The organism is Streptomyces sp. NPDC050121, assembly GCF_044460385.1.
GTDB lineage: Bacteria > Actinomycetota > Actinomycetes > Streptomycetales > Streptomycetaceae > Streptomyces > Streptomyces soliscabiei.
Map to the genome: position 1 here is coordinate 209,003 of NZ_JBITJV010000005.1, position 22,682 is coordinate 231,684.

At 70.2% G+C, this 22,682-nt stretch carries 20 protein-coding genes; 14 read left to right on the plus strand and 6 right to left on the minus strand.

Annotation, left to right across the window (positions count from 1 at the left end; translation table 11 throughout):
- The first annotated feature begins 8 nt into the window (after positions 1–8).
- The 7 genes from ACIBTS_RS10580 (at position 9) to ACIBTS_RS10610 (ending at position 6,940) form a co-directional block, all read left to right on the plus strand.
- On the plus strand, positions 9–422 hold the full coding sequence (locus tag ACIBTS_RS10580) for a roadblock/LC7 domain-containing protein (protein ID WP_003993189.1): 414 nt from the start codon (positions 9–11) through the stop codon (positions 420–422).
- A 112-nt stretch (positions 423–534) separates the two neighbouring features.
- Entirely contained in the window at positions 535–933 is a 399-nt protein-coding gene (locus ACIBTS_RS10585) for a DUF742 domain-containing protein (protein WP_009190816.1), read from the plus strand.
- Entirely contained in the window at positions 914–1,489 is a 576-nt protein-coding gene (locus ACIBTS_RS10590) for an ATP/GTP-binding protein (protein WP_030793795.1), read from the plus strand. The genes ACIBTS_RS10585 and ACIBTS_RS10590 overlap by 20 nt, the downstream gene beginning before the upstream one ends.
- 376 nt (positions 1,490–1,865) lie before the next feature.
- Positions 1,866–5,270 carry a nitrate- and nitrite sensing domain-containing protein gene (locus ACIBTS_RS10595; protein ID WP_399318228.1) on the plus strand — a complete coding sequence of 1,135 codons (3,405 nt, stop codon included), beginning with the start codon at positions 1,866–1,868 and terminating at the stop codon, positions 5,268–5,270.
- A 10-nt stretch (positions 5,271–5,280) separates the two neighbouring features.
- Entirely contained in the window at positions 5,281–5,694 is a 414-nt protein-coding gene (locus ACIBTS_RS10600; RefSeq protein ID WP_037781109.1) for a roadblock/LC7 domain-containing protein, read from the plus strand.
- A gap of 96 nt (positions 5,695–5,790) precedes the next feature.
- Positions 5,791–6,378, plus strand: coding sequence for a DUF742 domain-containing protein (locus ACIBTS_RS10605; protein ID WP_399318230.1), 588 nt, complete (start codon positions 5,791–5,793; stop codon positions 6,376–6,378).
- Complete coding sequence (locus tag ACIBTS_RS10610) at positions 6,359–6,940, plus strand: ATP/GTP-binding protein (RefSeq protein WP_026248371.1); 582 nt, start codon at positions 6,359–6,361, stop codon at positions 6,938–6,940. The genes ACIBTS_RS10605 and ACIBTS_RS10610 overlap by 20 nt, the downstream gene beginning before the upstream one ends.
- A 170-nt stretch (positions 6,941–7,110) precedes the next feature.
- Here the strand turns inward: ACIBTS_RS10610 and ACIBTS_RS10615 are convergent, their stop codons facing one another.
- Positions 7,111–7,305, minus strand: a complete 195-nt coding sequence (locus ACIBTS_RS10615; RefSeq protein WP_079659281.1) for an acyl-CoA carboxylase subunit epsilon — start codon at positions 7,303–7,305, stop codon at positions 7,111–7,113.
- A gap of 57 nt (positions 7,306–7,362) precedes the next feature.
- Entirely contained in the window at positions 7,363–8,895 is a 1,533-nt protein-coding gene (locus ACIBTS_RS10620; RefSeq protein ID WP_319671555.1) for an acyl-CoA carboxylase subunit beta, read from the minus strand.
- Positions 8,896–9,328: 433 nt separating this feature from the next.
- On the opposite strand from ACIBTS_RS10620, the gene ACIBTS_RS10625 reads away from it, so the two are divergent.
- From ACIBTS_RS10625 to ACIBTS_RS10635, 3 genes are all read left to right on the plus strand, one after another.
- On the plus strand, positions 9,329–9,928 hold the full coding sequence (locus ACIBTS_RS10625; protein WP_319671547.1) for a YceI family protein: 600 nt from the start codon (positions 9,329–9,331) through the stop codon (positions 9,926–9,928).
- Positions 9,929–10,022: 94 nt separating this feature from the next.
- Positions 10,023–10,661, plus strand: coding sequence for a hypothetical protein (locus ACIBTS_RS10630; RefSeq protein ID WP_399318233.1), 639 nt, complete (start codon positions 10,023–10,025; stop codon positions 10,659–10,661).
- 138 nt (positions 10,662–10,799) lie between these two features.
- A complete protein-coding gene (locus ACIBTS_RS10635) occupies positions 10,800–12,953 on the plus strand; it encodes a tetratricopeptide repeat protein (protein ID WP_399318235.1) in 2,154 nt (717 codons plus the stop codon).
- 46 nt (positions 12,954–12,999) lie between these two features.
- Here ACIBTS_RS10635 and ACIBTS_RS10640 read toward each other — a convergent pair whose 3' ends face one another.
- A complete protein-coding gene (locus tag ACIBTS_RS10640) occupies positions 13,000–14,445 on the minus strand; it encodes an ATP-binding protein (protein ID WP_399318236.1) in 1,446 nt (481 codons plus the stop codon).
- Positions 14,446–14,637: 192 nt separating this feature from the next.
- Between ACIBTS_RS10640 and ACIBTS_RS10645 the strand changes: the two genes are divergently transcribed.
- From ACIBTS_RS10645 to ACIBTS_RS10660, 4 genes are all read left to right on the plus strand, one after another.
- The gene (locus tag ACIBTS_RS10645; RefSeq protein ID WP_399318239.1) at positions 14,638–14,826 is read left to right on the plus strand and encodes a hypothetical protein; all 189 of its coding nucleotides are present in this window, start codon (positions 14,638–14,640) and stop codon (positions 14,824–14,826) included.
- 55 nt (positions 14,827–14,881) lie between these two features.
- The gene (locus ACIBTS_RS10650) at positions 14,882–15,022 is read left to right on the plus strand and encodes a hypothetical protein (RefSeq protein ID WP_399318241.1); all 141 of its coding nucleotides are present in this window, start codon (positions 14,882–14,884) and stop codon (positions 15,020–15,022) included.
- A gap of 142 nt (positions 15,023–15,164) precedes the next feature.
- Positions 15,165–16,793, plus strand: coding sequence for an IS200/IS605 family accessory protein TnpB-related protein (locus ACIBTS_RS10655; RefSeq protein ID WP_399318428.1), 1,629 nt, complete (start codon positions 15,165–15,167; stop codon positions 16,791–16,793).
- A 169-nt stretch (positions 16,794–16,962) separates the two neighbouring features.
- Complete coding sequence (locus ACIBTS_RS10660; RefSeq protein WP_399318242.1) at positions 16,963–17,751, plus strand: S1 family peptidase; 789 nt, start codon at positions 16,963–16,965, stop codon at positions 17,749–17,751.
- A gap of 123 nt (positions 17,752–17,874) precedes the next feature.
- On the opposite strand, the gene ACIBTS_RS10665 is transcribed toward ACIBTS_RS10660, so the two are convergent.
- From ACIBTS_RS10665 to ACIBTS_RS10675, 3 genes are all read right to left on the minus strand, one after another.
- A complete protein-coding gene (locus ACIBTS_RS10665; RefSeq protein ID WP_399318244.1) occupies positions 17,875–19,266 on the minus strand; it encodes a hypothetical protein in 1,392 nt (463 codons plus the stop codon).
- A gap of 53 nt (positions 19,267–19,319) precedes the next feature.
- Positions 19,320–20,924, minus strand: a complete 1,605-nt coding sequence (gene cimA / locus ACIBTS_RS10670; RefSeq protein WP_319671554.1) for a citramalate synthase — start codon at positions 20,922–20,924, stop codon at positions 19,320–19,322.
- A 661-nt stretch (positions 20,925–21,585) separates the two neighbouring features.
- Positions 21,586–22,674 carry a branched-chain amino acid aminotransferase gene (locus tag ACIBTS_RS10675; protein WP_399318246.1) on the minus strand — a complete coding sequence of 363 codons (1,089 nt, stop codon included), beginning with the start codon at positions 22,672–22,674 and terminating at the stop codon, positions 21,586–21,588.
- Between the last annotated feature and the right edge of the window lie 8 nt (positions 22,675–22,682).

The following is a 22,682-nucleotide window of genomic DNA, read 5'->3' on the forward strand; positions in this document are numbered from 1 at the left end:
TGAGTCAGATGAGCCAGGCGGCACAGAACCTGAACTGGTTGATCACCAACTTCGTGGACAACACCCCTGGGGTGTCCCACACCGTCGTGGTGTCCGCCGACGGGCTCCTGCTCGCGATGTCCGAGGGCTTTCCGCGCGACCGTGCCGACCAGTTGGCGGCCGTCGCGTCGGGGCTGACCTCGCTGACGGCCGGAGCCTCCCGGATCTTCGAGGGCGGCAGCGTGGCGCAGACCGTCGTGGAGATGGAGCGAGGCTTCCTCTTCCTCATGTCCGTCTCGGACGGCTCGTCCCTCGCGGTGCTCGCTCACCCCGAGTGCGACATCGGCCTCGTGGGCTACGAGATGGCGCTCCTTGTCGACCGGGCGGGCGCGGTACTCACGCCCGACCTGCGCGCCGAGCTTCAGGGCAGTCTGCTCCACTGACCCGCCCGAGTACCACCCGCCTCACGAAATCACCGTCCGGCCGACACAATCCCCCCACCGGCCTCGACGGACGGCACGACTGACCGAGAATGCTGTCCCGCCCGGAGGATCCATGACCCCGCCCACCGCCCATCATGACCCGTACGCGGAGCCGTACGGGGATGAGGGCGACCAGCCGCTGGTGCGTCCGTATGCGATGACCGGTGGCCGGACCCGGCCGCGCTATCAGCTCGCCATCGAGGCGCTGATCAGCACCACGGCCGACCCGGCAGCGCTCATGGGGCTGCTCCCGGAGCACCAGCGCATCTGCCATCTGTGCCGCGAGGTGAAGTCGGTCGCGGAGGTCTCGGCTCTCCTGGCCATGCCGCTGGGGGTGGCTCGGATCCTGGTCGCGGACCTCGCCGAGGCCGGACTGGTGGCCATCCACCAGCCGGGCGGCGACGAGAACAACGGCGGCGCTCCGGACGTGACGCTGCTCGAAAGGGTGCTCAGTGGACTTCGCAAGCTCTGACGGGGGGCGGGCCACCACCTCCGCGAAGATCGTGGTGGCGGGCGGCTTCGGCGTGGGCAAGACCACGTTCGTGGGCGCCGTCTCCGAGATCAACCCGCTGCGCACGGAGGCCGTCATGACGTCCGCGAGCGCGGGCATCGACGACCTCACCCACACCGGGGACAAGACCACCACCACGGTGGCCATGGACTTCGGCCGTATCACGCTCGACCAGGACCTGATCCTGTACCTGTTCGGCACCCCCGGCCAGGACCGCTTCTGGTTCATGTGGGACGACCTGGTGCGCGGCGCCATCGGCGCGGTGGTGCTGGTGGACACGCGCCGCCTTGCCGACTGCTTCCCCGCGGTCGACTACTTCGAGAACTCGGGTCTGCCGTTCGTCGTCGCCCTCAACGGCTTCGACGGCCAGCAGCCCTACCAGCCCGAAGAGGTGCGCGAGGCGTTGCAGATCGGACCGGACACCCCGATCATCACGACGGACGCCCGGCACCGCTCGGATGCCAAGAGTGCGCTGATCACGCTGGTGGAGCACGCACTCATGGCACGGCTGCGGTAACTTTCAAGTACCCGGTGCCGTACGGCAGTTGTCGTAGACACTTCGGAGCCGGCTGTGGCCTTTGACACGGTCGGCTCCGGTGTTCATAACGTTTCGGCAGAGGAATCGGGTGGTACCGCCACGCGTCGCGGTCACTCGGTCTCACTGTGCTCACGAAGGCCCCGCCTTATGGTGGGGCTCGTTCTTTTTGACCGTTTTATCTGGGGTTTACATCACGTCGAACCAACTCTTTCCCATGTTTGGAGGAGCACTGGTCGTCGTGCTGGAATGCCTGAACTGCCCAATAGTCAATGACGTACTCATGGTCGATGGCTGACCGGGCTCTGAGACACTGCGGCACGACGAAGGTGCCGACCGCCGAGAGGTTGTTGGTCGAGTGAGGCGAAGCAAGAAAAGTCCCGAGCCGGCGGCCCGGGGCAACTTCACCCCGCCGCCGCGCGGAGCGGCGACCGCCCCTGCGCCCGGCTCGGAGCCGGCGGCCGCGCCCGCCAAGAGCGGCGGCCGTCTCTCCCCGCGCAACTGGCGGGTGCCGACCCGGCTGAACGCGATTCTGCTCATACCCGTGGTGGTCGGCCTGGTCATGGGCGGCTTCCAGGTGAAGAGCTCGATCGACACCTGGCAGGAGGCCGAGGACGCGGAGAACACCGCGCGTCTGGTGCGGGCCGCCCTGAGCTACGGCGACGCCCTCTACAAGGAGCGCGACATCTCGGCCGCGCCCCTCCTCGCGGGCAAGCAGAACGACGCGACGGTCAGCGCGGCCCGTCAGGCCACGAACACCGCGGCCGACGCCTTCGACGCGGCCGCGAAGAAAATGCCGGCCAAGGCCGGTCTGGAGCGCCGCCTTCAGCTGTTCCGCACCGCGGAGACCAGGCTGACGGCGCTGCGCGCGGCCGCCTACACCTCCAAGCTCAACGGCGTGCAGACCGAAGAGGGCTACACCCAGGTCGCGCACCCCCTGATGGAGTTCTCCAACGAACTCGGTCTGGGCACCGGAAACATCACCTCCTACGGCCGTACTGTCTACGCCATCTCGCTGACCAAGGCCGCGCTGTCCCTGGAGCGCTCGATCGGCATGCACCTGCTGATCAAGCCGGGCCCGCAGGACAGCGACTTCGCCAAGCAGAAGGTCTCCCTCTCCTCCTACGCCTACCTCGAGGGCATCGCCATCGAGGAGTACATCGGCGGCGGCACCGCGGCCGACGCGAAGAGGCTGGACGAGGCCACCGCGAAGATCAAGAGCGACGGCGCCGCACAGGCCGCCGCCGCGAAGCAGCAGAACCCTGACTACGTTCCGCCGCCGTCCGACCCGACCACGATGGTCGCCGCCATCTCCACGATGGAGACGACCTCGGGCGCCGAGCGCGCCGGGCTCGCCGAGAAGGGCATCAGCAAGGAGAACTGGTGGGCGGTCACCTCGCTGAAGTACGACGCCTACCGGCAGATCGAGTCGGACATGGCCGACAGGGCCGTGACCGAGGCCTCGGACATCGCCGCTGACGCCAAGACCTCCGCGATCATCACCGGTGCCGCAGTCGTCGTCGCCCTGCTCCTGGCGTTCATCCTCGCCGGCGCGGTGGCCCGCCAGATGAGCCGTGCGATGCGCCAGCTGCGCAACGCCGCCTTCGGCATCGCCGAGCAGCGCCTTCCGATGCTGGTCGACCAGCTCTCCCGCACCGACCCCGGCCGGGTCGACACCCGCGTGCAGGCCATTCCGATCACCACCACGGACGAGATCGGCGAGGTCGCCCGCGCCTTCGACCAGGTCCACCGCGAGGCCGTCCGGCTCGCCGCCGAGCAGGCCCTGCTGCGGGGCAACATCAACGCGATCTTCACCAACCTGTCGCGCCGCAACCAGTCCCTGATCGAGGGCCAACTGACCCTGATCACCGACCTGGAGAACAACGAGGCCGACCCGGACCAGCTGGAGAACCTCTTCCGCCTGGACCACCTCGCGACCCGTATGCGCCGCAACGGCGAGAACCTCCTGGTCCTTGCCGGCGAGGAGCCCGGCCGCCGCTGGGACCAGCCGGTCCCGCTGGTCGACGTGCTGCGCGCCGCCTCCTCCGAGGTGGAGCAGTACGAGCGCATCGAGCTGTCGGGCGTCCCGGAGGCCGAGATCCACGGCCGCGCCGTCACCGACCTCGTGCACCTGCTCGCCGAGCTGCTGGAGAACGCCACGACGTTCTCCTCCCCGCAGACCAAGGTCCGGGTCACCGCGACCCGTCTTCCCGACGGCCGCGTGATGATCGAGATCCACGACAAGGGCATCGGCCTCACCGCCGAGGACTTCGCGGACATCAACCACAAGCTGGCCAACCCGCCGACGGTGGACGCCGCGATCTCGCAGCGCATGGGTCTGTTCGTGGTCGGCCGGCTGTCCGACCGGCACGGCATCCGCGTCCAGCTGCGTCCCTCGGGTGAGCAGGCCGGCACGACCTCGCTGGTCATGCTGCCCGACGCGATCACGCACGGTGGCGGTGGCGGCGAGCACCAGCCCGACCGCGACGAGTTCACCGTCTCGCAGATCATCCCGGAGCAGAACTTCCGCCCCGGCGGCGAGGACTTCAACACGGGCCTGCCGATGCGCACCGCCGCCGAACTCGGCTTCGACGACAGCCAGTACGAGGTCCCCGACGACATCCGCGAGCTGGACCCGGTGGGCCGCTCCCTGATGCGCGAGGAACGCCGTGCGGCCCTGGAGACCCAGTCGGGCCCGGATCAGCCGGGTCAACCGGGTCAACCGGCCGGGCAGCAACAGCAGCAGTCCGGCGAGACGCCCGCCTTCGGTGAGGGCTTCGACTCGACCCGTCAGCAGCAGGCCTTCGACGCGGGCCAGAACGGCTACGATCCCGCCCAGAACGGCGCCCGCAACGGCTACGACAACAGCGCGACCGGCTATGCCGAGCAACCCTCGGCGTTCGACCAGCAGACGGCGTACGAGGAGCAGCAGCGCCCGGCGTACGACGATCAGTACTTCGCACCGAACGGCGGGGCGCCGCAGGCCGACTCCTACTCCACCAACGGCGGTCTGCCGCAGAACGACGGCTTCCCGCCGAGCGACGCCTTCTCGTCGAGCGACAGCTTCCCGTCGAACGGCGGTTACCCGGACCCCGCCTATGCGGAGCCCGCCCAGGAGGAGCGGCCGGCGTCCCCGGCCACCGCCTCCGAGGGCTTCCAGCCGTACGAGGAGAAGCAGTCCTACCAGGACGACTGGCCCCAGCAGCCCCAGCAGAACGGCCACACGAACGGTTACCAGAACGGCTACCCGGACCAGTACGCTCCGGAAGCGGAATCCGCGCCGACCGCTGACGCGGGTGAGCAGAACCGCGTAGGCTTCGACCGTCCGGGACCGACCCCCTCCGCCTCCCACGCACTGACCGACGCCGGTCTCCCCCGCCGCGGCTCCGCCGCAAGCGGTGCGAACGGCTCGGGCCCCGCGAAGCAGGAAGCGTCGGCCACCTCTTCTCAGAGCACCGGCGGCGGTGACATCTGGCGTTCGGCGAACGACGAGCGCTGGCAGCAGGCCTCCGCTCTGAAGAAGCCCAAGGCGGGTGGGGTCACCTCCTCCGGCCTGCCGCGGCGGGTGCCCAAGGCCAATCTGGTCGAGGGCGCGGCCGAGAGCACCCCTCAGGGAGGCCCTCAGGTCTCCCGCGCCCCGGAGGACGTCCGAGGCAGGTTGAGCAACCTGCGTCGGGGCGTCCAGCGGGGACGCAACGCAGGAAGCAGTGAAACGAACGGTCAGGGCTTCGGTTCTGACAGCACCTACAACCAGGAGCGTTAGTGTGAGCCCGATGAGCCAGGCGGCACAGAACCTGAACTGGTTGATCACCAACTTCGTGGACAACACCCCGGGGGTGTCCCACACGGTGGTGGTCTCCGCCGACGGACTCCTTCTGGCGATGTCCGAAGGCTTTCCCCGCGACCGTGCCGACCAGCTCGCGGCCGTCGCCTCCGGTCTGACGTCACTGACGGCAGGCGCCTCCCGGATCTTCGAGGGCGGCAGCGTGAATCAGACGGTTGTGGAGATGGAGCGGGGATTCCTCTTCATCATGTCCGTATCCGACGGTTCCTCGCTCGCGGTTCTCGCTCACCCCGAGGCGGACATCGGTCTCATTGGGTACGAGATGGCCCTTCTGGTGGACCGCGCGGGTTCGGTCCTGACGCCCGACCTTCGTGCGGAGCTTCAAGGGAGCCTGCTCAACTGACAGACGGACGGTGCGTTTTGGCGTCCCGAGGCCGTAGGGTTTCGGGACGCGGCTTCCACGTGATGGGCGCCAGGCACATTCGGAGGAGGAGAGAAAGTGGCAACACCCCCAGGCGGTTCGAATTCGGGTAACTGGTCGTACGGCCCTGCCCAGGGCCAGGCCGATGGTTCCCAGAACGCGAACCGTTACAACTTCCCCTCCGCGCCCAGCCAGCAGAGGCCGTACTCGCCGCAGGGTCCGCAGGGCCCCGGGCCGTCCCCGTACGACCAGCCGCCGGCGCCGCGCATCCAGCCCGTGCAGCCGCATCGCCGTACCCCTGAGGCGGCCCCCGCCGGGGCGTCGAACAACCCGCTGGTGCGTCCGTACGCCATGACCGGTGGCCGGACCCGCCCGCGTTACCAGCTCGCCATCGAGGCGCTGGTGCACACCACTGCGCAGCCGCACCAGATGCAGGGCCAGCTGCCCGAGCATCAGCGGATCTGCAACCTCTGCCGAGAGATCAAGTCGGTCGCCGAGATCTCGGCGCTGCTGACCATCCCTCTCGGCGTGGCCAGGATCCTCGTCGCCGACTTGGCGGAGGCGGGACTGGTCGCCATCCATCAGCCCGGCGGCGACGAGAGCGCCGGCGGCCAGCCAGACGTGACACTGCTCGAAAGGGTGCTCAGTGGACTTCGCAAGCTCTAGCGGGGGTCCCTCCCGCTCCACCACTTCCGCGAAGATCGTGGTGGCGGGCGGCTTCGGCGTGGGCAAGACCACGTTCGTCGGGGCTGTTTCGGAGATCAATCCGCTGCGCACCGAGGCCGTCATGACGTCCGCGTCGGCGGGTATCGACGACCTCACCCACACCGGGGACAAGACGACCACGACGGTCGCCATGGACTTCGGCCGCATCACCCTGGACCAGGACCTGATCCTGTACCTGTTCGGCACCCCCGGCCAGGACCGCTTCTGGTTCATGTGGGACGACCTGGTGCGCGGCGCGATCGGCGCGATCGTGCTCGTGGACACCCGTCGTCTCGCCGACTGCTTCCCCGCGGTCGACTACTTCGAGAACTCGGGTCTGCCGTTCGTGATCGCCCTGAACGGCTTCGACGGGAACCAGCCGTACAACCCGGACGAGGTGCGGGAGGCCCTGCAGATCGGGCCGGACACGCCGATCATCACGACCGACGCGCGGCATCGCGCCGACGCGAAGTCTGCGCTGATCACTCTCGTGGAGCATGCGTTGATGGCTCGCTTGCGGTAGTTCGCGTGCGGCCACCGGGCTGCCTCTGACGGTTGTGCGCCGTCTTGTGGGCAGTCCGTGGCTGGTCGCGCCCACGCGAGCCGCATATCGAAACAGCCCCGCGCCCCTTGGGCATGCAGAAGGGCCCCTCTCTGGGAGAGGGGCCCTTCTGCGTGGTTCTTGCTGCGGGCTCAGTGCCAGCTGTGGGGGGCCCGGAAGCCGCCCTCGCGCTCCAGGCGGCGCCAGCCGGCCTTGGGGCGGCGGTGGTGCGCCTCGGGGGTCTCGGAGGAGCGGGCGGCGGCGCGGGCCAGGAGGATCGCCGTGATGGCGGCGACTTCCTCGGGCTCGGCGTGGCCCTTCTCGACGCGGATGTCGGGAGTGTTCATGGGTGTCAGTCTCCGGGAGAGAGGTTTCCGCAGGGGTACCGCGAAGGATCCGCAGGGTTACTGCGGGGGGTTGCCGTGCTTTCGCGAGGGCAGGTCGGCGTGCTTGGACTGCAGCATGGCGAGGGACCTGATGAGGACCTCGCGGGTCTCGGCGGGGTCGATGACGTCGTCGACCAGGCCGCGCTCCGCCGCGTAGTACGGGTGCATCAGCTCGGACTTGTACTCCTTGACCATGCGGGCCCGCATGGCCTCGGGGTCCTCGGCCTCGGCGATCTGACGCCGGAAGATGACGTTGGCGGCACCTTCGGCGCCCATCACGGCGATCTCGTTCGTCGGCCAGGCGTAGGTGAGGTCCGCACCGATGGACTGGCTGTCCATGACGATGTAGGCACCTCCGTACGCCTTGCGCAGGATCAGCGAGATCCTCGGCACGGTCGCGTTGCAGTAGGCGTAGAGCAGCTTCGCGCCGTGACGGATGATTCCGCCGTGCTCCTGGTCGACGCCCGGGAGGAACCCGGGGACGTCCAGGAAGGTGACGATCGGGATATTGAAAGCGTCACACATCTGGACAAAGCGTGCAGCTTTTTCCGACGCCTCGATGTCCAGGACGCCGGCGAGGGACTGCGGCTGGTTGGCCACGATGCCGACGACCTGGCCGCCCAGCCGGCCCAGGGCGCAGATGATGTTGCGGGCCCAGCGCTCATGGACCTCGACGTACTCGCCGTCGTCGACGATCTCCTCGATGACCTTGGTCATGTCGTACGGGCGGTTGCCGTCCGCCGGGACCAGGTCGAGCAGGACGTCGCTGCGGCGGTCGGCCGGGTCGCCGGACTCGACGCGCGGGGGGTTCTCGCGGTTGTTCTGCGGGAGCAGCGAGAGGAGGTAGCGGACCTCCGCGATGCAGGTCTCCTCGTCGTCGTACGCGAAGTGGCAGACGCCGGAGGTCTCGGCGTGCACGTCGGCGCCGCCGAGGCCGTTCTGGGTGATCTCCTCACCGGTGACCGCCTTGACGACGTCCGGGCCGGTGATGAACATCTGCGAGGTCTCGCGGACCATGAAGACGAAGTCGGTCAGGGCGGGGCTGTAGGCCGCGCCGCCCGCGCAGGGACCGAGCATCACGCTGATCTGCGGGATGACTCCGGAGGCCTTGGTGTTGCGCTGGAAGATGCCGCCGTAGCCGGCGAGCGCGGAGACGCCCTCCTGGATGCGGGCGCCGGCGCCGTCGTTGAGGGAGACCAGCGGGGCGCCGGCCGCGATGGCCATGTCCATGATCTTGTGGATCTTCGTGGCGTGGGCCTCGCCCAGCGCGCCGCCGAAGATACGGAAGTCATGGGCGTAGACGAAGACCGTACGGCCCTCCACCGTGCCCCAGCCGGTGATGACACCGTCGGTGAACGGCTTCTTGGCCTCCAGGCCGAACCCGGTCGCCCGGTGCCGGCGCAGCTGCTCGACCTCCTGGAAGGACCCGGGGTCCACAAGCAGCTCGATCCGCTCCCGGGCGGTCAGCTTGCCCTTGGCGTGCTGCGCCTGGGTCGCCTTCTCGCTCGGGCCGGCCAGCGCCTGGGCACGGATCTCGTGCAGCTCGGCCACGCGGCCGCGCGCGTCCGTGGGTTCCCCGGTCGGCTCACCCGTCGTCTCTTCCAAAACGGTCATGTAGCGACCTTACGAAGCCCGCCAAGAAAAGAGGGACGTCGACTCCGTACAGTCTCCGACGCGTTTTCCTGGTAGCACTGAACAGAACCGGGCGGGCACTCAGGCGTTCCGACTGCTCAGGGGGCCTGGGGCTTGTTCAGGTCGAACAAAGGCGGGGCTGAGACCCGGCTCACATTCGACGGGGGCGCATGCCCTCCCCAGGGTGAACGGGAGGGCCCGGGCGGCCGTTGACGATCATCGCATGGAGCAATCAGGGGAACACACTCCGGATGATGTTGAACATTGAACGGAATAGGTCTACGGTCGGTCGTGTTGACCTCGTTGAAGATTCAACATAATCGATCTTCCCCGTCACTCCAAGGAGCACGTCATGGGCATCTTCGGCCGCAAGAGCACCGACGAGACCGCCGCCGGCGCGGTGAACCCCGATCTCGCCGCCCTGACCGGTGACTACGCGATCGACCCGGCGCACTCGACGCTCGGTTTCGTCGCGCGCCACGCGATGGTCACCAACGTCAAGGGCAAGTTCATCGACTTCACCGGCTCGCTGCACCTGGACGGTTCGGACCCGTCGAGGTCCACCGCCTCCATCGACGTCAAGATGGACAGCATCGACACCGGCTCCGCCGACCGTGACGGCCACCTGAAGAGCGCGGACTTCTTCAAGACCGACGAGTTCCCGACGATGACCTTCCGCTCCACCTCCGCCGAGGCGCTCGGCGGCGACGACTACCGCATCACCGGCGACCTGAGCATCCTCGGCGTCACCAAGCCGCTCACCATCGACCTGGAGTTCAACGGCGCCGCCAAGGACCCGTTCGGCAACGAGCGCGTCGGATTCGAGGGCAAGGCCGAGATCCTGCGCTCGGAGTGGGGCCTGACCTGGAACGCGGCGCTGGAGACGGGCGGCGTCCTGGTCTCCGACAAGATCAAGCTGAACTTCGACATCTCGGCGATCAAGAACGCGTAAGACAGCCGTCGAATTTCTTAAGAAATCGGCGGATAGGGGCCGGAAGCGAGTAGCTCCCGGCCCCTCGCTGTGCTCCGTGTCACAGTCACGAGGCATGAGCACCATGACCGGACCCCAGCACTATCCGGGCGCGAACCGCGACCACTGGTACCAGGACCACTTCGGCGGTGACCGTATGGAGGTCAACGTCGTCGTCCTGCACACCACGGAGGGCAGTTCGCTTCCCGACTACCAGGGCGGCGCCGTCGCGCCCAACCTGACGGCGGTGCCGGACTTCGCCGCCAAGCGGCTGAAGTGGTACCAGCACTTCGACATCGACGTCTCCTCACGCGCGCTGGCCAACCCGCCCGGCGGCGTCGAGACGAACACGCTGAACGTGTGCCAGGCGGAACTCGTCGGCACCTGCGACCCCGACGTCCACGCCCGGCTGAACGCCGGCGACCGGGCCCACGTCTACTGGCCGAAGGCCCCGGAGTGGGCGCTGCGCGGGGTCGCCCAGTACCTGGCGTGGATGCACATCCACCACAACGTGCCGCTGCGGGGGCCGACGCTGTGGCCCGCGTACCCGAAGTCCGCGGGCAACGGGGGCGGGCAGCGGATGAGCGGGGCGCCGTGGAACGCGTTCAAGGGCGTGTGCGGGCACATGCACGTGCCCGAGAACGCGCACGGCGACCCCGGCGGGATCGACTTCGGCGGGCTGCTGGACTTCGCGAAGGCGGCGGTCCAGGACTGACGGACGCCCGCCCGGACCGACCGCGGGTTCCGGCGAGTCAGGCGTCGAGGGTGGGCGCGCGGGGGAAGCAGAGAGGCAGGAGTGCGGGCGTCGTCTCGGGGCCTGCTGCTGCGGTCATACGACAAGGGGGCGGGGCCGGTGGGAGACGGGGATCGCGTCGAGTTCCGGGACAATGTGTTCCTGGGGCCCGTCATGGGGTCGGGGATCGGGGTGGGAGCCGGCTCGGGTGCCGCCTCCCCGTCCTCCGGTGCCGTGTCCAATCTGCCGGGCGCACCCGCCGTGTTCACGGGCCGGGACACCCAGGCCGAACGGCTGCTGGACGTCCTCGATCCAGCCACCGGACCCGGCAGAGCCGCCGGGGTCGGTGTCCATGTCGGTGTCGGTGTCGCCGCCGTCGCCGGTCTGGGCGGCGTGGGCAAGACGGCCCTCGCCCTGCACGTGGCGCACACGGCACGTGCGCGGGGCTGGTTTCCCGGCGGGGCGCTCTTCGTGGACCTGCGCGGGTACGACGAGGTCCCGGCCACCCCCGAGCACGCCGTGCTGTCGCTGCTGCGGGTGCTCGGCAAGGACGCTCCGGGCGACGAGGCCCTCTACGACCACTACCGCGCCGAACTCGCCCGCCGCGAGCCGATGTTGATCGTCCTCGACAACGTCTCCGACCCGGCTCAGGTCGCCCCCCTGCTGCCCGGGGAGGGCGACGGGCACCGCGTGCTGGTGACCTCCCGCGACGTCCAGGACTCCCTCCCCGTACGGCAGTTCACGATCGGCGTGCTGGAGACCGACGACGCCTGTCTGCTCGTGGACCGTTGCCTGCGAGAACACGACCCCGAGGACCGGCGCGCCACCGAACAACCCGACTCCGTCCGTGAACTGGCGTCCCTGTGCGGCCACTTGCCCCTCGCCCTGCTGATCGCCGCCGCGCTGCTACGACGCCGTGGACCGCGCCCGGTGAGCACGCTGACCGCCGAACTTCGCACCGCCGCCGACCGGGTGCGGGCGCTGCGGTTCAAGGGGGTGGACCAGTACCGGCGGGAGCTGGCGCTGCGGCCGGTCTTCGACGTGATGTACGGCCGACTGGAGCCGGAGGTCGCCCGGGTGCTGAGGGCGCTGGGACAGGCGCCCGCTCCCGAGGTGTGGGTGGGCTCCGCGGTCGTCCTCGCGAACGTGGCGATGGAGGAGCTGTTGCCCCTGCTGGACGACCTGGTCGCCGCGTCCCTGCTGACCGCGGACCCCGGCGGCGATATGTGGCGGATGCACGACCTGGTCCAGGTGTACGTCCGCAGCGTGTCGGACGCGGACCCGGAGACCGCCCAGGAAGCGGAGGCCGCCCGGGGAAGCCTCCTCGACATCACCGAGATCGGCGTGCGGTCCGCCAACAACTGCCTCTGGCCCGGCCTCCACCCCGAAGTCCCCGACTCCTTGGACTCCTTCGACGGCGACTACCAGCGCGCGCTGAACTGGCTCGACGTGGAACGCCAGACGCTCCTCGGTCTGGCCCGGTGGATGGACACGGACACCCCGGAGCAGGCCAGGACGGCCATGGCGCTGGGGCTCAATCTCGACATGTACCTGCATCTTCGCCGGGCCCACCAGGACTGGCTGGAGGTGGCGACGGCCGCGCACCGCACCGCGCAGCGCCTGGGCGACACCGCGGCCGAGGCCGCCGCGTGCCAGTCGCTGGGCATGTCCCTGGCCATGCTCGGCCGGGCCGAGGAGGCGGTCCCCTTCCTGCGCCGCGCGACAGAGCTCTGCGCCGAGACGCGGGACCAGCGGGCCGAAGGCGGTGCGTGGACGAACCTCGGGATCGTCCTGCGCACTCTGGGCAGGCACGCCGAGGCCGTCCGGGCCCACCGGAGCAGCCTGCGGCTCTACGAAGCGCTCGGTGACCGGCGCGCCAAGGGAGCCGCGCTCCTCAACTACGGCGTCACTCTCCACGCGCTGGGACGATACGACGACTCGCTCGCCGCCACCCGCAAAGCCCTCGGCATCGCTCTCAAGCTGGGCGACAAGGCCGGCGAGGCGACCGCCCGATCCTCCATGGGCCGCCTCTGGCTGACGGCCGGCCGGCCCGACCTGGCCGCCGAGGAGTATCTGCGCTCCGCCCGCCTCCACACCGCACTCGACAACCCGCACGAGGCAGCGACAGCCGCCCTCTGCAACGGCCGGGCCCTGCGTGTCCTGGGCCGCCACGCCGAGGCCGAATACGCCCTGAGAGCCGCCGCCGCCTGCTTCGAATACGCCGGCTCGGAGAAGGAAGCGAAGCAGGCCCTGCGGCTGGCCGCACAACGGTAGGACGCCGGCGGCCGGCCCCGTGAACCGCCTCCGACGCGAACCCGCCCTACTCCCCCGCGTAGAGGCGCGCCAGATCCACCAGTACCGCCTCTCCGCGGCCCCCGGCCGCGCGCAGTTCGTCGCTGAACCCCGCTCCGCTGTAGCAGGCGAGCCGTACAGCCGAGGTGTCGACGCCGCGCTCCGCGAGCAGCGCCGCCGCGTGACGCAGCCGTTCCAGGTGCCCCACGCCCATGACCTGGTCCCACTTGGCCTCACCCAGGGACAGCAGAACCCCGTTGTCCTGTCCGACGGCCCCGCGCACCACCACGTCGATCTCGTGGCTGGTCCGCCCTGCCTGATCGGGCACGGTCCCGTACGTCACGTCGATCGGCATGCCTCCGAAGGTCTCCGGAGCAGCGAAGTGCGCCACCCACTCCCGGCAGATCTGCTCGAAGTGCGGCCCTACGACGCCGGACAGGAACCGGGAGCGGGAACTCGGCCAGACCTGCTCCGCCAACCCCCGGTCGAGCAGGGGGAGCCGGGGCCGCGAGATGGCGTGGTCGAAGGCGATCAGCGGCTCGCCCACGCGGTAGACGCTGCGGTTCTTGCGGAAGGCATCCGCCTCCTTGCGGACCAGGCCGCAGTCCTGGAGGACGGTGAGAGGGTGCGTGATGTCGCTGACGGGCCGCTCCAGGCAGGCGGCGATACGCCCTGCCGTGGCGTTGCCGGAAGCCAGGGCCGCCAGTACGGAGTGGTACAGCGCCCGGTCGCGGAGATCCGACTCGTCAGCGAGGAGGTAGCGGGCCTCGCGATAGAGCGGGGAACGGGGCGAGAGCGCGGTACGGCAGACCCAGGCGTCGAAGTCGGCGAGGTCGGCGGGGGTGTCGTCCCGTACGAACTCCCGGCGGTAGGCGGGAGTTCCGCCGACGACGCTGTGCACGAGCAGGGCGAGGCGGGGGTCGTCGATGCCCCAGAAGGCCGCGGCCTGCCGGAAGTCGAGCGGTTGGACGACGAGTTCGAGGCCGGCGCGGCCACGGAGCGGCGAAGTACCGCTGAGCAGCTTGCCCATGAAGGAGAGGGAACTGCCGCACAGGAGTAGCCGGGTGCGGGACTCTAGGCGTTCGGGGCGGCGCGGCCCGTAGGCGACCTGGACGACGGAGGGCAGCGACGGTGTCGCCCTGGCCAGGTAGGGAAACTCGTCGAGGACGACCGGGACGGGCCGCTCCTTCCCCAGCGCGAGCAGCGCGTCGACGGCCTGCTCCCAGCGGTCGAACCGCATCGGGGCGACGGTACCGGTGTACTGGCCGAGTTCCTCGCCGAACCGGCGCAACGACTCGGCCTCCGTCGCCTCGTACGCACAGAAGTAGAAGCCTCCGGCCGCCCGGGCCAGGGAGTCGAGCAGAAAGGACTTTCCCTGCCTGCGCCGCCCGGAAACCACGGCCATGGTCGCCTCGGGGCCGTCGTCGGCGGCGAAGGCGGTGAGTTCACTCCACTCCCAGTCTCGGGCGAACATGTCGGGGGGTTTGGGGAGGTGGGACCGGCGGGGGCGGCGAGGCACGAGGCGGCTCCTGGCTGGTGAGGTTTAGGGAAGTACGTTTCCCGGAAGTACGTTTCCCTTAACGACCCCACGCCGAGGAAGTCACGTCGGATCAGGCATTGGACCAGAATGACCTGGGCCAAACGGTCGGAGAGACGGGACGGGCTGATGGGTGACGGGGACATCTACACCGAACTCGGAAATCTGGACGGCCAGGCCATGACATGGCACAACGTCGCGATGGCACTGAGCGGCATGCGTAGGTACGACGACGCGCTCGAGGCCAAGCAGCACAGTCTGCGCGGCTACTCGGATCTGGGCGACGTACGCCAGACTGCGGGGAGCCGAGCACGCTGAACAGTCTTGGACTCGCCCTGATCAACCTCGGTCATCACGATGAATCAATGCACCCTTGACCCGTGCTCTCGGGCTGTCCGCCGAACTCGGCGACTGGCACCTCAGGGCCAAGGGATGGAACAACCTGGGTCTGGCCCTGCAGGGTTGTGAACTGCTGGCGACTGAGTGCGCACGGGCGTGTTTCTGGCGCGCATGAATGAGTCTTGCCGCCGCGGCAGCTCTGGCGGCCCTGGAGGGGAACAGGAGTTTCCTGGTCGAATGGGTGACCTTTGCCGGTGGTGGTCGTTGGGTGCGGTGAGGGATTCCTCGGGCTGACGCAGGGGACGGGGGCGGAAGGGATGGGCGGGTTGCGGGAGATGGCTGCGTCGTTCGTCGCCCTGGGCCCCTCCGGTGTGGCGGTGCGCGACCGACTCAAGGGCCTGACGGCCGGGGATGAGGAGGTGCTGCGTCTGGTCGGTGACCATCTGGGCACGCTCGCTTCCCGGGACCTGAAGGCCCGCTGCGCGGCCGGGCTGGAGCACGACGGCGAGCGGTGGGCCGAGCGCAAACGCGCCCTCACGCCGGAGTCCTCCTCGCGCTGGGCCGGGTCGGTCACGAAGGCCACCCACGATCAGTGGGCGCTCGCCCGGCGCGCCCAGCTCGCGCACGTCCAGAGCCTGGAGGCTGGTGTGCGCACGATCGCGCACCGGCTGTCCCTCCCGGTCGGGGAGAAGGGCAACAGGCGGGCTCCGGGCGGCTACCGCAGCAGGCGGGAGTGGCATGCCAAGACCCGCCGCCTGCACGTGCTCACCGACCGGCTTCAGGCGGCACGCGCGGACTGGGAGGCCGGAGTCGTGCACGTCGTGCGCGGCGGGAAACGGCTGCTGAACACACGCCACCACCTCCGAGCCGCGCAGCTCACCGAGGAGCGGTGGCGCGAGCGGTGGCAGGCCGAACGCCGCTTCCTCCAGGCCGACGGCGAGTCCGGCAAGCGGTACGGCAACGAGACCCTCCGCGTCACCCCCGACGGCGAGGTCTCCCTCAAACTGCCCGCCCCGCTGGCGCACCTGGCCAACGCCCCGCACGGCCGGTACGTCCTCGCAGTGAAGGTGGGGTTCGCGCACCGGGGTGAGCAGTGGCGCGACCGGGCAGCGGCGAACCGGGCCGTCGCCTACCGCATCCACGAAGACACAGCCCGCGGACGCTGGTACCTCACCGCCTCCTGGACCATCCCACCGGTCCGCACCGTCCCCCTCGCCGCAGCCCGCGCGAACGGTCTGATCGGCGTGGACACCAACGCGGACCACCTGGCGGCCTGGCGCCTGGACCGACACGGCAACCCCGTCGGCCGCCCCCACCGGTTCGGCTACGACCTCACCGGCACCGCCGAATACCGCGACGCCCAGGTCCGCCACGCCCTCATCCGCCTGCTGCACTGGGCCAGACGCCACGGCCTCGCGATCGCCGTCGAAGACCTCGACTTCACCGCCGAGACCACCCGCGAGAAGCACGGCCGCCGCAAACGGTTCCGCAAGCTCATCTCCGGCATGCCCGTCGGCAAGCTGCGGGCCCGGCTGGTGTCGATGGCGGCCGAACTGGGCATCCCCGTCGTCGCCGTCGACCCCGCCTACACCTCACGATGGGGCGCCCAGCACTGGCAGAAACCCCTCACCACCAAGAACCGCAAGACCACCCGCCACGACGCAGCCGCCGTGGCGATCGGAAGACGCGCCCTGGGACACCCCATCCGGCGACGGACGACACCGCCCCCACACGACCAGAGCGATCGTGTGGGGCATCGGACCGTCCAGGCCGCATCGGGAGCCCCAGGGCGTGAGGAAAGCCGCCCCCGCATCCCCGGACCACGGACACGATCCGTGCGCGCCGGACGCGGAGCGAACGCGGCAGACCAGGACGCCCAACACCGTTCGGGGCATCCGGCTGAGCATGAGTCCTGGCACCAGGACCCACTCCCGCTCAGTCTTTAGGAACGGTCTGACGCGACAGGTGGCTGAATCAGCCCCCTTGTGTGAGGGGTCGCGGCATTCCCATAATCCAGCAACAGATTTGACCTGACCATGCCAACGCATGGCCATTCTTTTGCGGTATGCGTTGACATGTCCTCACCAAAGTCAGCCCCCCACGGAAGGCAGCACCTTGAAGAAGCTCCTCACGGCGCTCAAGAGATTCGCCGCCGTCGGCGCCGCCGCCCTCGCGATCGCCAGCCTCCAGCCCCTCTCGGCCGCGCAGGCCGCGCCCGCGCCCGTCGTCGGCGGAACCCGCGCCGCGCAGGGCGAGTTCCCGTTCATGGTCCGGCTCTCCATGGGCTGTGGCGGCGCGCTCTACACCCAGCAGATCGTGCTCACCGCCGCGCACTGCGTCAGCGGGACCGGTGCCAACACCAGCATCACCGCCACCGCCGGCGTCGTGGACCTGCAGTCCACCAGCGGCCGGGTCCAGGTCAGGTCCACGTACGTGTACCGGGCCCCCGGCTACAACGGCAACGGCAAGGACTGGGCGCTCATCAAGCTCGCCTCGCCCATCACCACGCTGCCCACCCTGAAGATCGCCACCACCACGCAGTACAACACCGGCGACTTCACCGTCGCCGGCTGGGGCGCGGCCCGTGAGGGCGGTGCCCAGCAGCGCTACCTGCTCAAGGCCACGGTGCCGTTCATCAGCGATGCGACCTGCAAGGCGTACGGCGGTCTCTACAGCGGCCTCGTCGCGGGCGACGAGATCTGCGCCGGCTTCGCCGCGGGCGGGGTCGACACCTGCCAGGGCGACTCCGGCGGCCCGATGTTCCGCAGGGACAACGCCGGCGCCTGGATCCAGGTCGGCATAGTCAGCTGGGGCGACGGCTGCGCCCGGCCCAACGCCCCCGGCGTCTACTCCGAGGTGTCCACCTTCGCCTCGGCCATCGCCTCCGCGGCGGCCTCGCTCTGACGCACACCTCGGCCGCGTAGGCCACCCCCGCAAGCCACCTCGTACGAGGTCCGCGGGCCCGGCGCCGCCCCGCGCCGGGCCCGTGCCCGTGGCTTCGCGCCCGCGGCCCGGCCCTCAGGTATCTCAGAACCCTCCGCCGAAGTCGCCGCCGCCCCCGCCGCCGCCGAAGTCCCCTCCCCCACCGTCGCCGAAGCCGCCGCCGAAGTCGCCGGGGTCGAAGTCGGCGCCGGAGACGTCACCGCCCTGGTAGCCGCCGAAGTCGCCGTAACCCGTGCCGTAGTCGGCGGCGTAGGACGGGGTCGCCATAAGGGAGCCGAGCATCGTGCCGACGAGGAGGCCGGGCAGGATGCCGCCGCCGAAGTAGCCGCCTGCCCAGGGACCGTAGGCCGGTCCCGCCTCCCAGTAGGGGCGGCGGCCGTAGTCGCTGTCGACCTCGCGGATCACCGGGTCGCGGCCGTCGGCGAGACGGGTCGCGTCGGCCGCGCAGACCGGGACCTCGCGGGTGGCCCCGCCCGGCGGCGTCCAGGTGGCGTCGGTGACCGAGGGGCCGTGGCGGGGGTCGAAGAAGCAGGGCGGACGGCGCTCGGGCAGCGGCCTTCTCTCACGGCGGGCGGCGAGCTGGGCGAGGGAGAAACGGCCGTCCTCCAGGGCCTGGGTGACGGGGCGGACGTCCTCCGGTCGCAGGGCCGCCGCCATCAGCGACTTGGCCTCCTCGTAGGCGTCCAGGGCGCGTTCGTAGTCGGCGCGCATGGCGTCGTCGGCGCCCGCCTCGGCCGGGTGGAAGTCCAGGCGGTCGAGTTCCTCGCCGAAGGCCGTGATGTCCTCGTCCACGACGACCCGCAGCCGGTCGAGGGCGGCCCGCTGCTCCTCCGCGCGCCGGCGGCGGTTGCGCCGCACAAGGGCGTACGCCCCGGCGCCGCCGGCCACCAGGACCGCGCCCACGGTGATCAGCGCGGTGGACGAGATGCCGTCGCCGCCCGAGGCGCTCCAGCTCGCGGGGGCCGAGCCACCCATGTTGGCCAGCGCCCGGTCGGTGAAGTCCGTCAGCTGGCTGTTGGCGTCTCTCTCGCCGCGGACGCTGGTGACCAGGTTCTGGACGGCCGTGCGGGGCAGGACCGAGGAGTCGGCGCGGGCGTCGAAGCGGTCGCCCAGGCGGATCGCGTACAGACCCGTGACTCCGGTGGCGGTGCGCAGGTCCGTGAACAGGTTCTGCGTAGGCCGGCCGGCGGGCAGGACTGCGATGAAGAGGGGTTTGCCGGCGTCCTCGATCCGCTGCTGGAGCGCGTGCGCGTCCGCCTGGGACAGCTCGCCGCCCGCCTCCGGATCGACGTAGACCGGGCTCTCGCGGAGGGAAGCGGCGATGGCCGAGACGCTCGTCGGATCAGTGGTGGCCGCGGTGGCGCGCGGGGCGCCCGCCGACATGAGGACGGCCAGGACCATGAGGACGACGAGCGCCAGCGCCGGCAGCGGTCCGGTGAGGCCTCGGGGAGGGCGGGTCGGGATCGCGACCTTCATACTTCGAAGCTACCCGAAGCCCCATAAAACCGGACACGCAATGGGGTCGGCGCCTACTCAGCCGGGTCGACTCCCGCCCGCAGCAGCCCATAGGTGTAGGCGTCCTCCAGGGCCTGCCACGAGGCGGCGATGACGTTGTCCGCCACACCCACCGTGGACCACTCCCCCGTGCCGTCGCTCGTGGAGATCAGGACGCGCGTGGTGGACTGGGTGCCGTGGACGCCCTCCAGGATGCGGACCTTGTAGTCGACCAGGTCGAGCTTGGCCAGCTGCGGGTAGATCTTCTCCAGCGCCACGCGCAACGCGCGGTCCAGGGCGTTGACGGGGCCGTTGCCCTCCGCCGTGGCGACGATGCGCTCGGCCTTGGCCCACAGCTTGACCGTGGCCTCGTTGGCGTGGGTGCCGTCGGGACGGTCCTCGACGATGGCCCGCCAGGACTCCACCTCGAAGTACTTCAGCGGGCTGCCCCCGACCTCGCCCCGCAGCAGCAGCTCGAAGGAGGCGTCGGCGGCCTCGTAGGTGTAGCCCTTGAGCTCGCGCTCCTTGACCCGCTCCACGACCCGGCCGACGAGTTCGCGGTCGCCTCCCAGGTCGACGCCGAGCTCCTTGCCCTTGAGCTCGATGGACGCGCGCCCCGCCATGTCCGACACCAGCATCCGCATGGTGTTGCCGACCTGCTCGGGGTCGATGTGCTGGTAGAGGTCGGGGTCCACCTTGATGGCGGAGGCGTGCAGACCCGCCTTGTGGGCGAAGGCGGACACTCCCACATACGGCTGGTGCGTGGACGGGGTGAGGTTGACGACCTCGGCGATCGCGTGCGAGATGCGCGTCATCTCACGGAGCTTGCCGTCGGGCAGGACCTTCTTGCCGTACTTCAGTTCCAGGGCGGCGACCACCGGGAACAGGTTGGCGTTGCCGACCCGCTCGCCGTAGCCGTTCGCCGTGCACTGCACATGCGTCGCGCCCGCGTCCACCGCGGCGAGGGTGTTGGCGACCGCGCAGCCGGTGTCGTCCTGGGCGTGGATGCCGAGGCGGGCGCCGGTGTCGGCGAGGACCGTGGAGACGACGGCCTGGACCTGCGCGGGGAGCATGCCGCCGTTGGTGTCGCACAGGATGACCACGTCCGCGCCGGCCTCGGCCGCCGCCCGGACGACCGCCTTGGCGTACTCGGGGTTCGCGCGGTAGCCGTCGAAGAAGTGCTCGCAGTCGATGAAGACCCGACGGCCCTGGGCCTTCAGGAAGGACACCGTGTCGCTCACCATCGCCAGGTTCTCGTCCAGCGTGGTGCGCAGGGCCAGCTCGACATGCCGGTCGTGGGACTTCGCGACCAGGGTGATCACCGGCGCGCCCGACTCCAGCAGCGCCTTGACCTGCGGGTCCTCCGCCGCCTTCGTGCCCGCCCGGCGGGTCGAGCCGAAGGCGACGAGCTGGGCGTGCTTGAAGTCGATCTCCTGCTGGGCGCGGGCGAAGAACTCGGTGTCGCGCGGGTTGGCGCCGGGCCAGCCGCCCTCGATGAAGCCCACACCGAAGTCGTCCAGATGCCGGGCGATGGCCAGCTTGTCGGCGACGGTGAGGTTGATGCCCTCACGCTGCGCGCCGTCGCGCAGGGTGGTGTCGAAGACGTGGAACGAATCGTCGAGTTCGCTGGTTGCGGTCATGGTCTGAAGGCTCCTGTGTCGGATCTCGGTCGTTACCGGATGACCGGCTCCACCGTCCCCCCATGGTCCCTCGCGCTCTCGCCTCCGGCTGTGGGTGGGCCAGAAAAGCGAAAAACCCCTCGCGGGTGCGAGAGGTCTGCGCGCGGGTCGAGGACGACGATGGCCGCTCGTACCTGGTCGTACGGAGCGGTCACTGCGGACCGGCGCGCCTGCTGCCAATAATCATGGCGAACGAGAGCACGGACGCAGTCTGGCACAGACTGCCCCGGTGCTCACCGGGTGTCTCAGGATGCGAGCAGAGCGCACTCGGGCGCGCCGGCAGCAGGGCGGTTCAGGCGGGGCGGCGCGGGTCAGCAGCCGGGTGCCCTCGGCGCCGTGGCGGCCCTCCCTCCACTCGGCGTGCGCAGCAGCAACAGCTTGGCCTCGGCCACCTCGTGGGCGGGGTACGCGGGGGCCGGGCAGCGGTGAGCGGCGACGGCTCCGGGCCGGGCGGGCGGCGACCAGGTCGACGTGGCCGCGGGCGCCGGCCGTGGGACAGCCGTACGACCGCCGGCCGTACGACCCGCCTCGGGCCCGGCGTGCCCGGAACCCGGAGACGCCGAAGGGCCACCCCGAACGGGGTGGCCCTGGACGGAGTGGCCCTCGACGAGGCGGACAGGCCCTAGCCCAGCTCGTGCATCCAGCCGTGCTTGTCCTCGGCCGTGCCGCGCTGGATGTCCAGCAGGGCCTGGCGGAGCTTGAGGGTGACCTCGCCGGGCTCGCCGCCCGACTGCTGCCACTCGCCGCTGGTGCGCTTGACCGTGCCGACCGGGGTGATCACGGCGGCGGTGCCGCAGGCGAAGACCTCCTGCAGCGTGCCGTTCTCGGAGTCGCGCTGCCACTGGTCGACGGAGACGCGGCCCTCCTCGGCCTCGTAGCCGAGGTCGCGGGCGACGCTGAGGAGGCTGTCACGGGTGACGCCCTCCAGGATGGAGCCCGTCAGCGACGGCGTGATGATCTTGTTGCCGTACACGAAGTACAGGTTCATGCCGCCGAGTTCCTCGACCCACTTGCGCTCGACCGCGTCGAGGTAGCAGACCTGGGCGCAGCCCTGCGCGGCGGCCTCGGCCTGGGCGAGCAGGGAGGCGGCGTAGTTGCCGCCCGTCTTGGCGTCGCCCATGCCGCCGGGGACGGCGCGGACGTGCTCCTCGGAGACCCAGATCGAGACGGGCTTGACGCCACCCGGGAAGTAGGCGCCGGCCGGCGAGGCGATCACGATGAAGAGGTACTCGTTGGCCGGCTTCACGCCCAGGCCGACCTCGGTCGCGATCATGAAGGGGCGCAGGTAGAGGGAGTCCTCGCCGCCGTGCGCGGGCACCCAGTCCTTGTCCTGGCCGACGAGGGCGTCACAGGCCTCGATGAACGTCTCGACCGGCAACTCGGGCATGGCGAGCCGGCGCGCGGAGCGCTGGAAACGCTTGGCGTTCTGGTCGGGGCGGAAGGTGGCGACGGAGCCGTCGGGACGGCGGTACGCCTTCAAACCCTCGAAGATCTCCTGCGCGTAGTGCAGGACCATGGTGGCCGGGTCGAGCGGGATCGGCGCGTACGGAACGAGCTGACCGTCGTGCCAGCCGCGGCCCTCCGTCCACTTGATCGTCACCATGTGGTCGGTGAAGTGGCGGCCGAACCCGGGGTTCGCCAGGATCGCCTGCCGCTCGGCGGCGGAGAGCGGGCTGGCGGAGGGCTTGAGCTCGATCGTGGGCGTCGTCATGAGTGGTG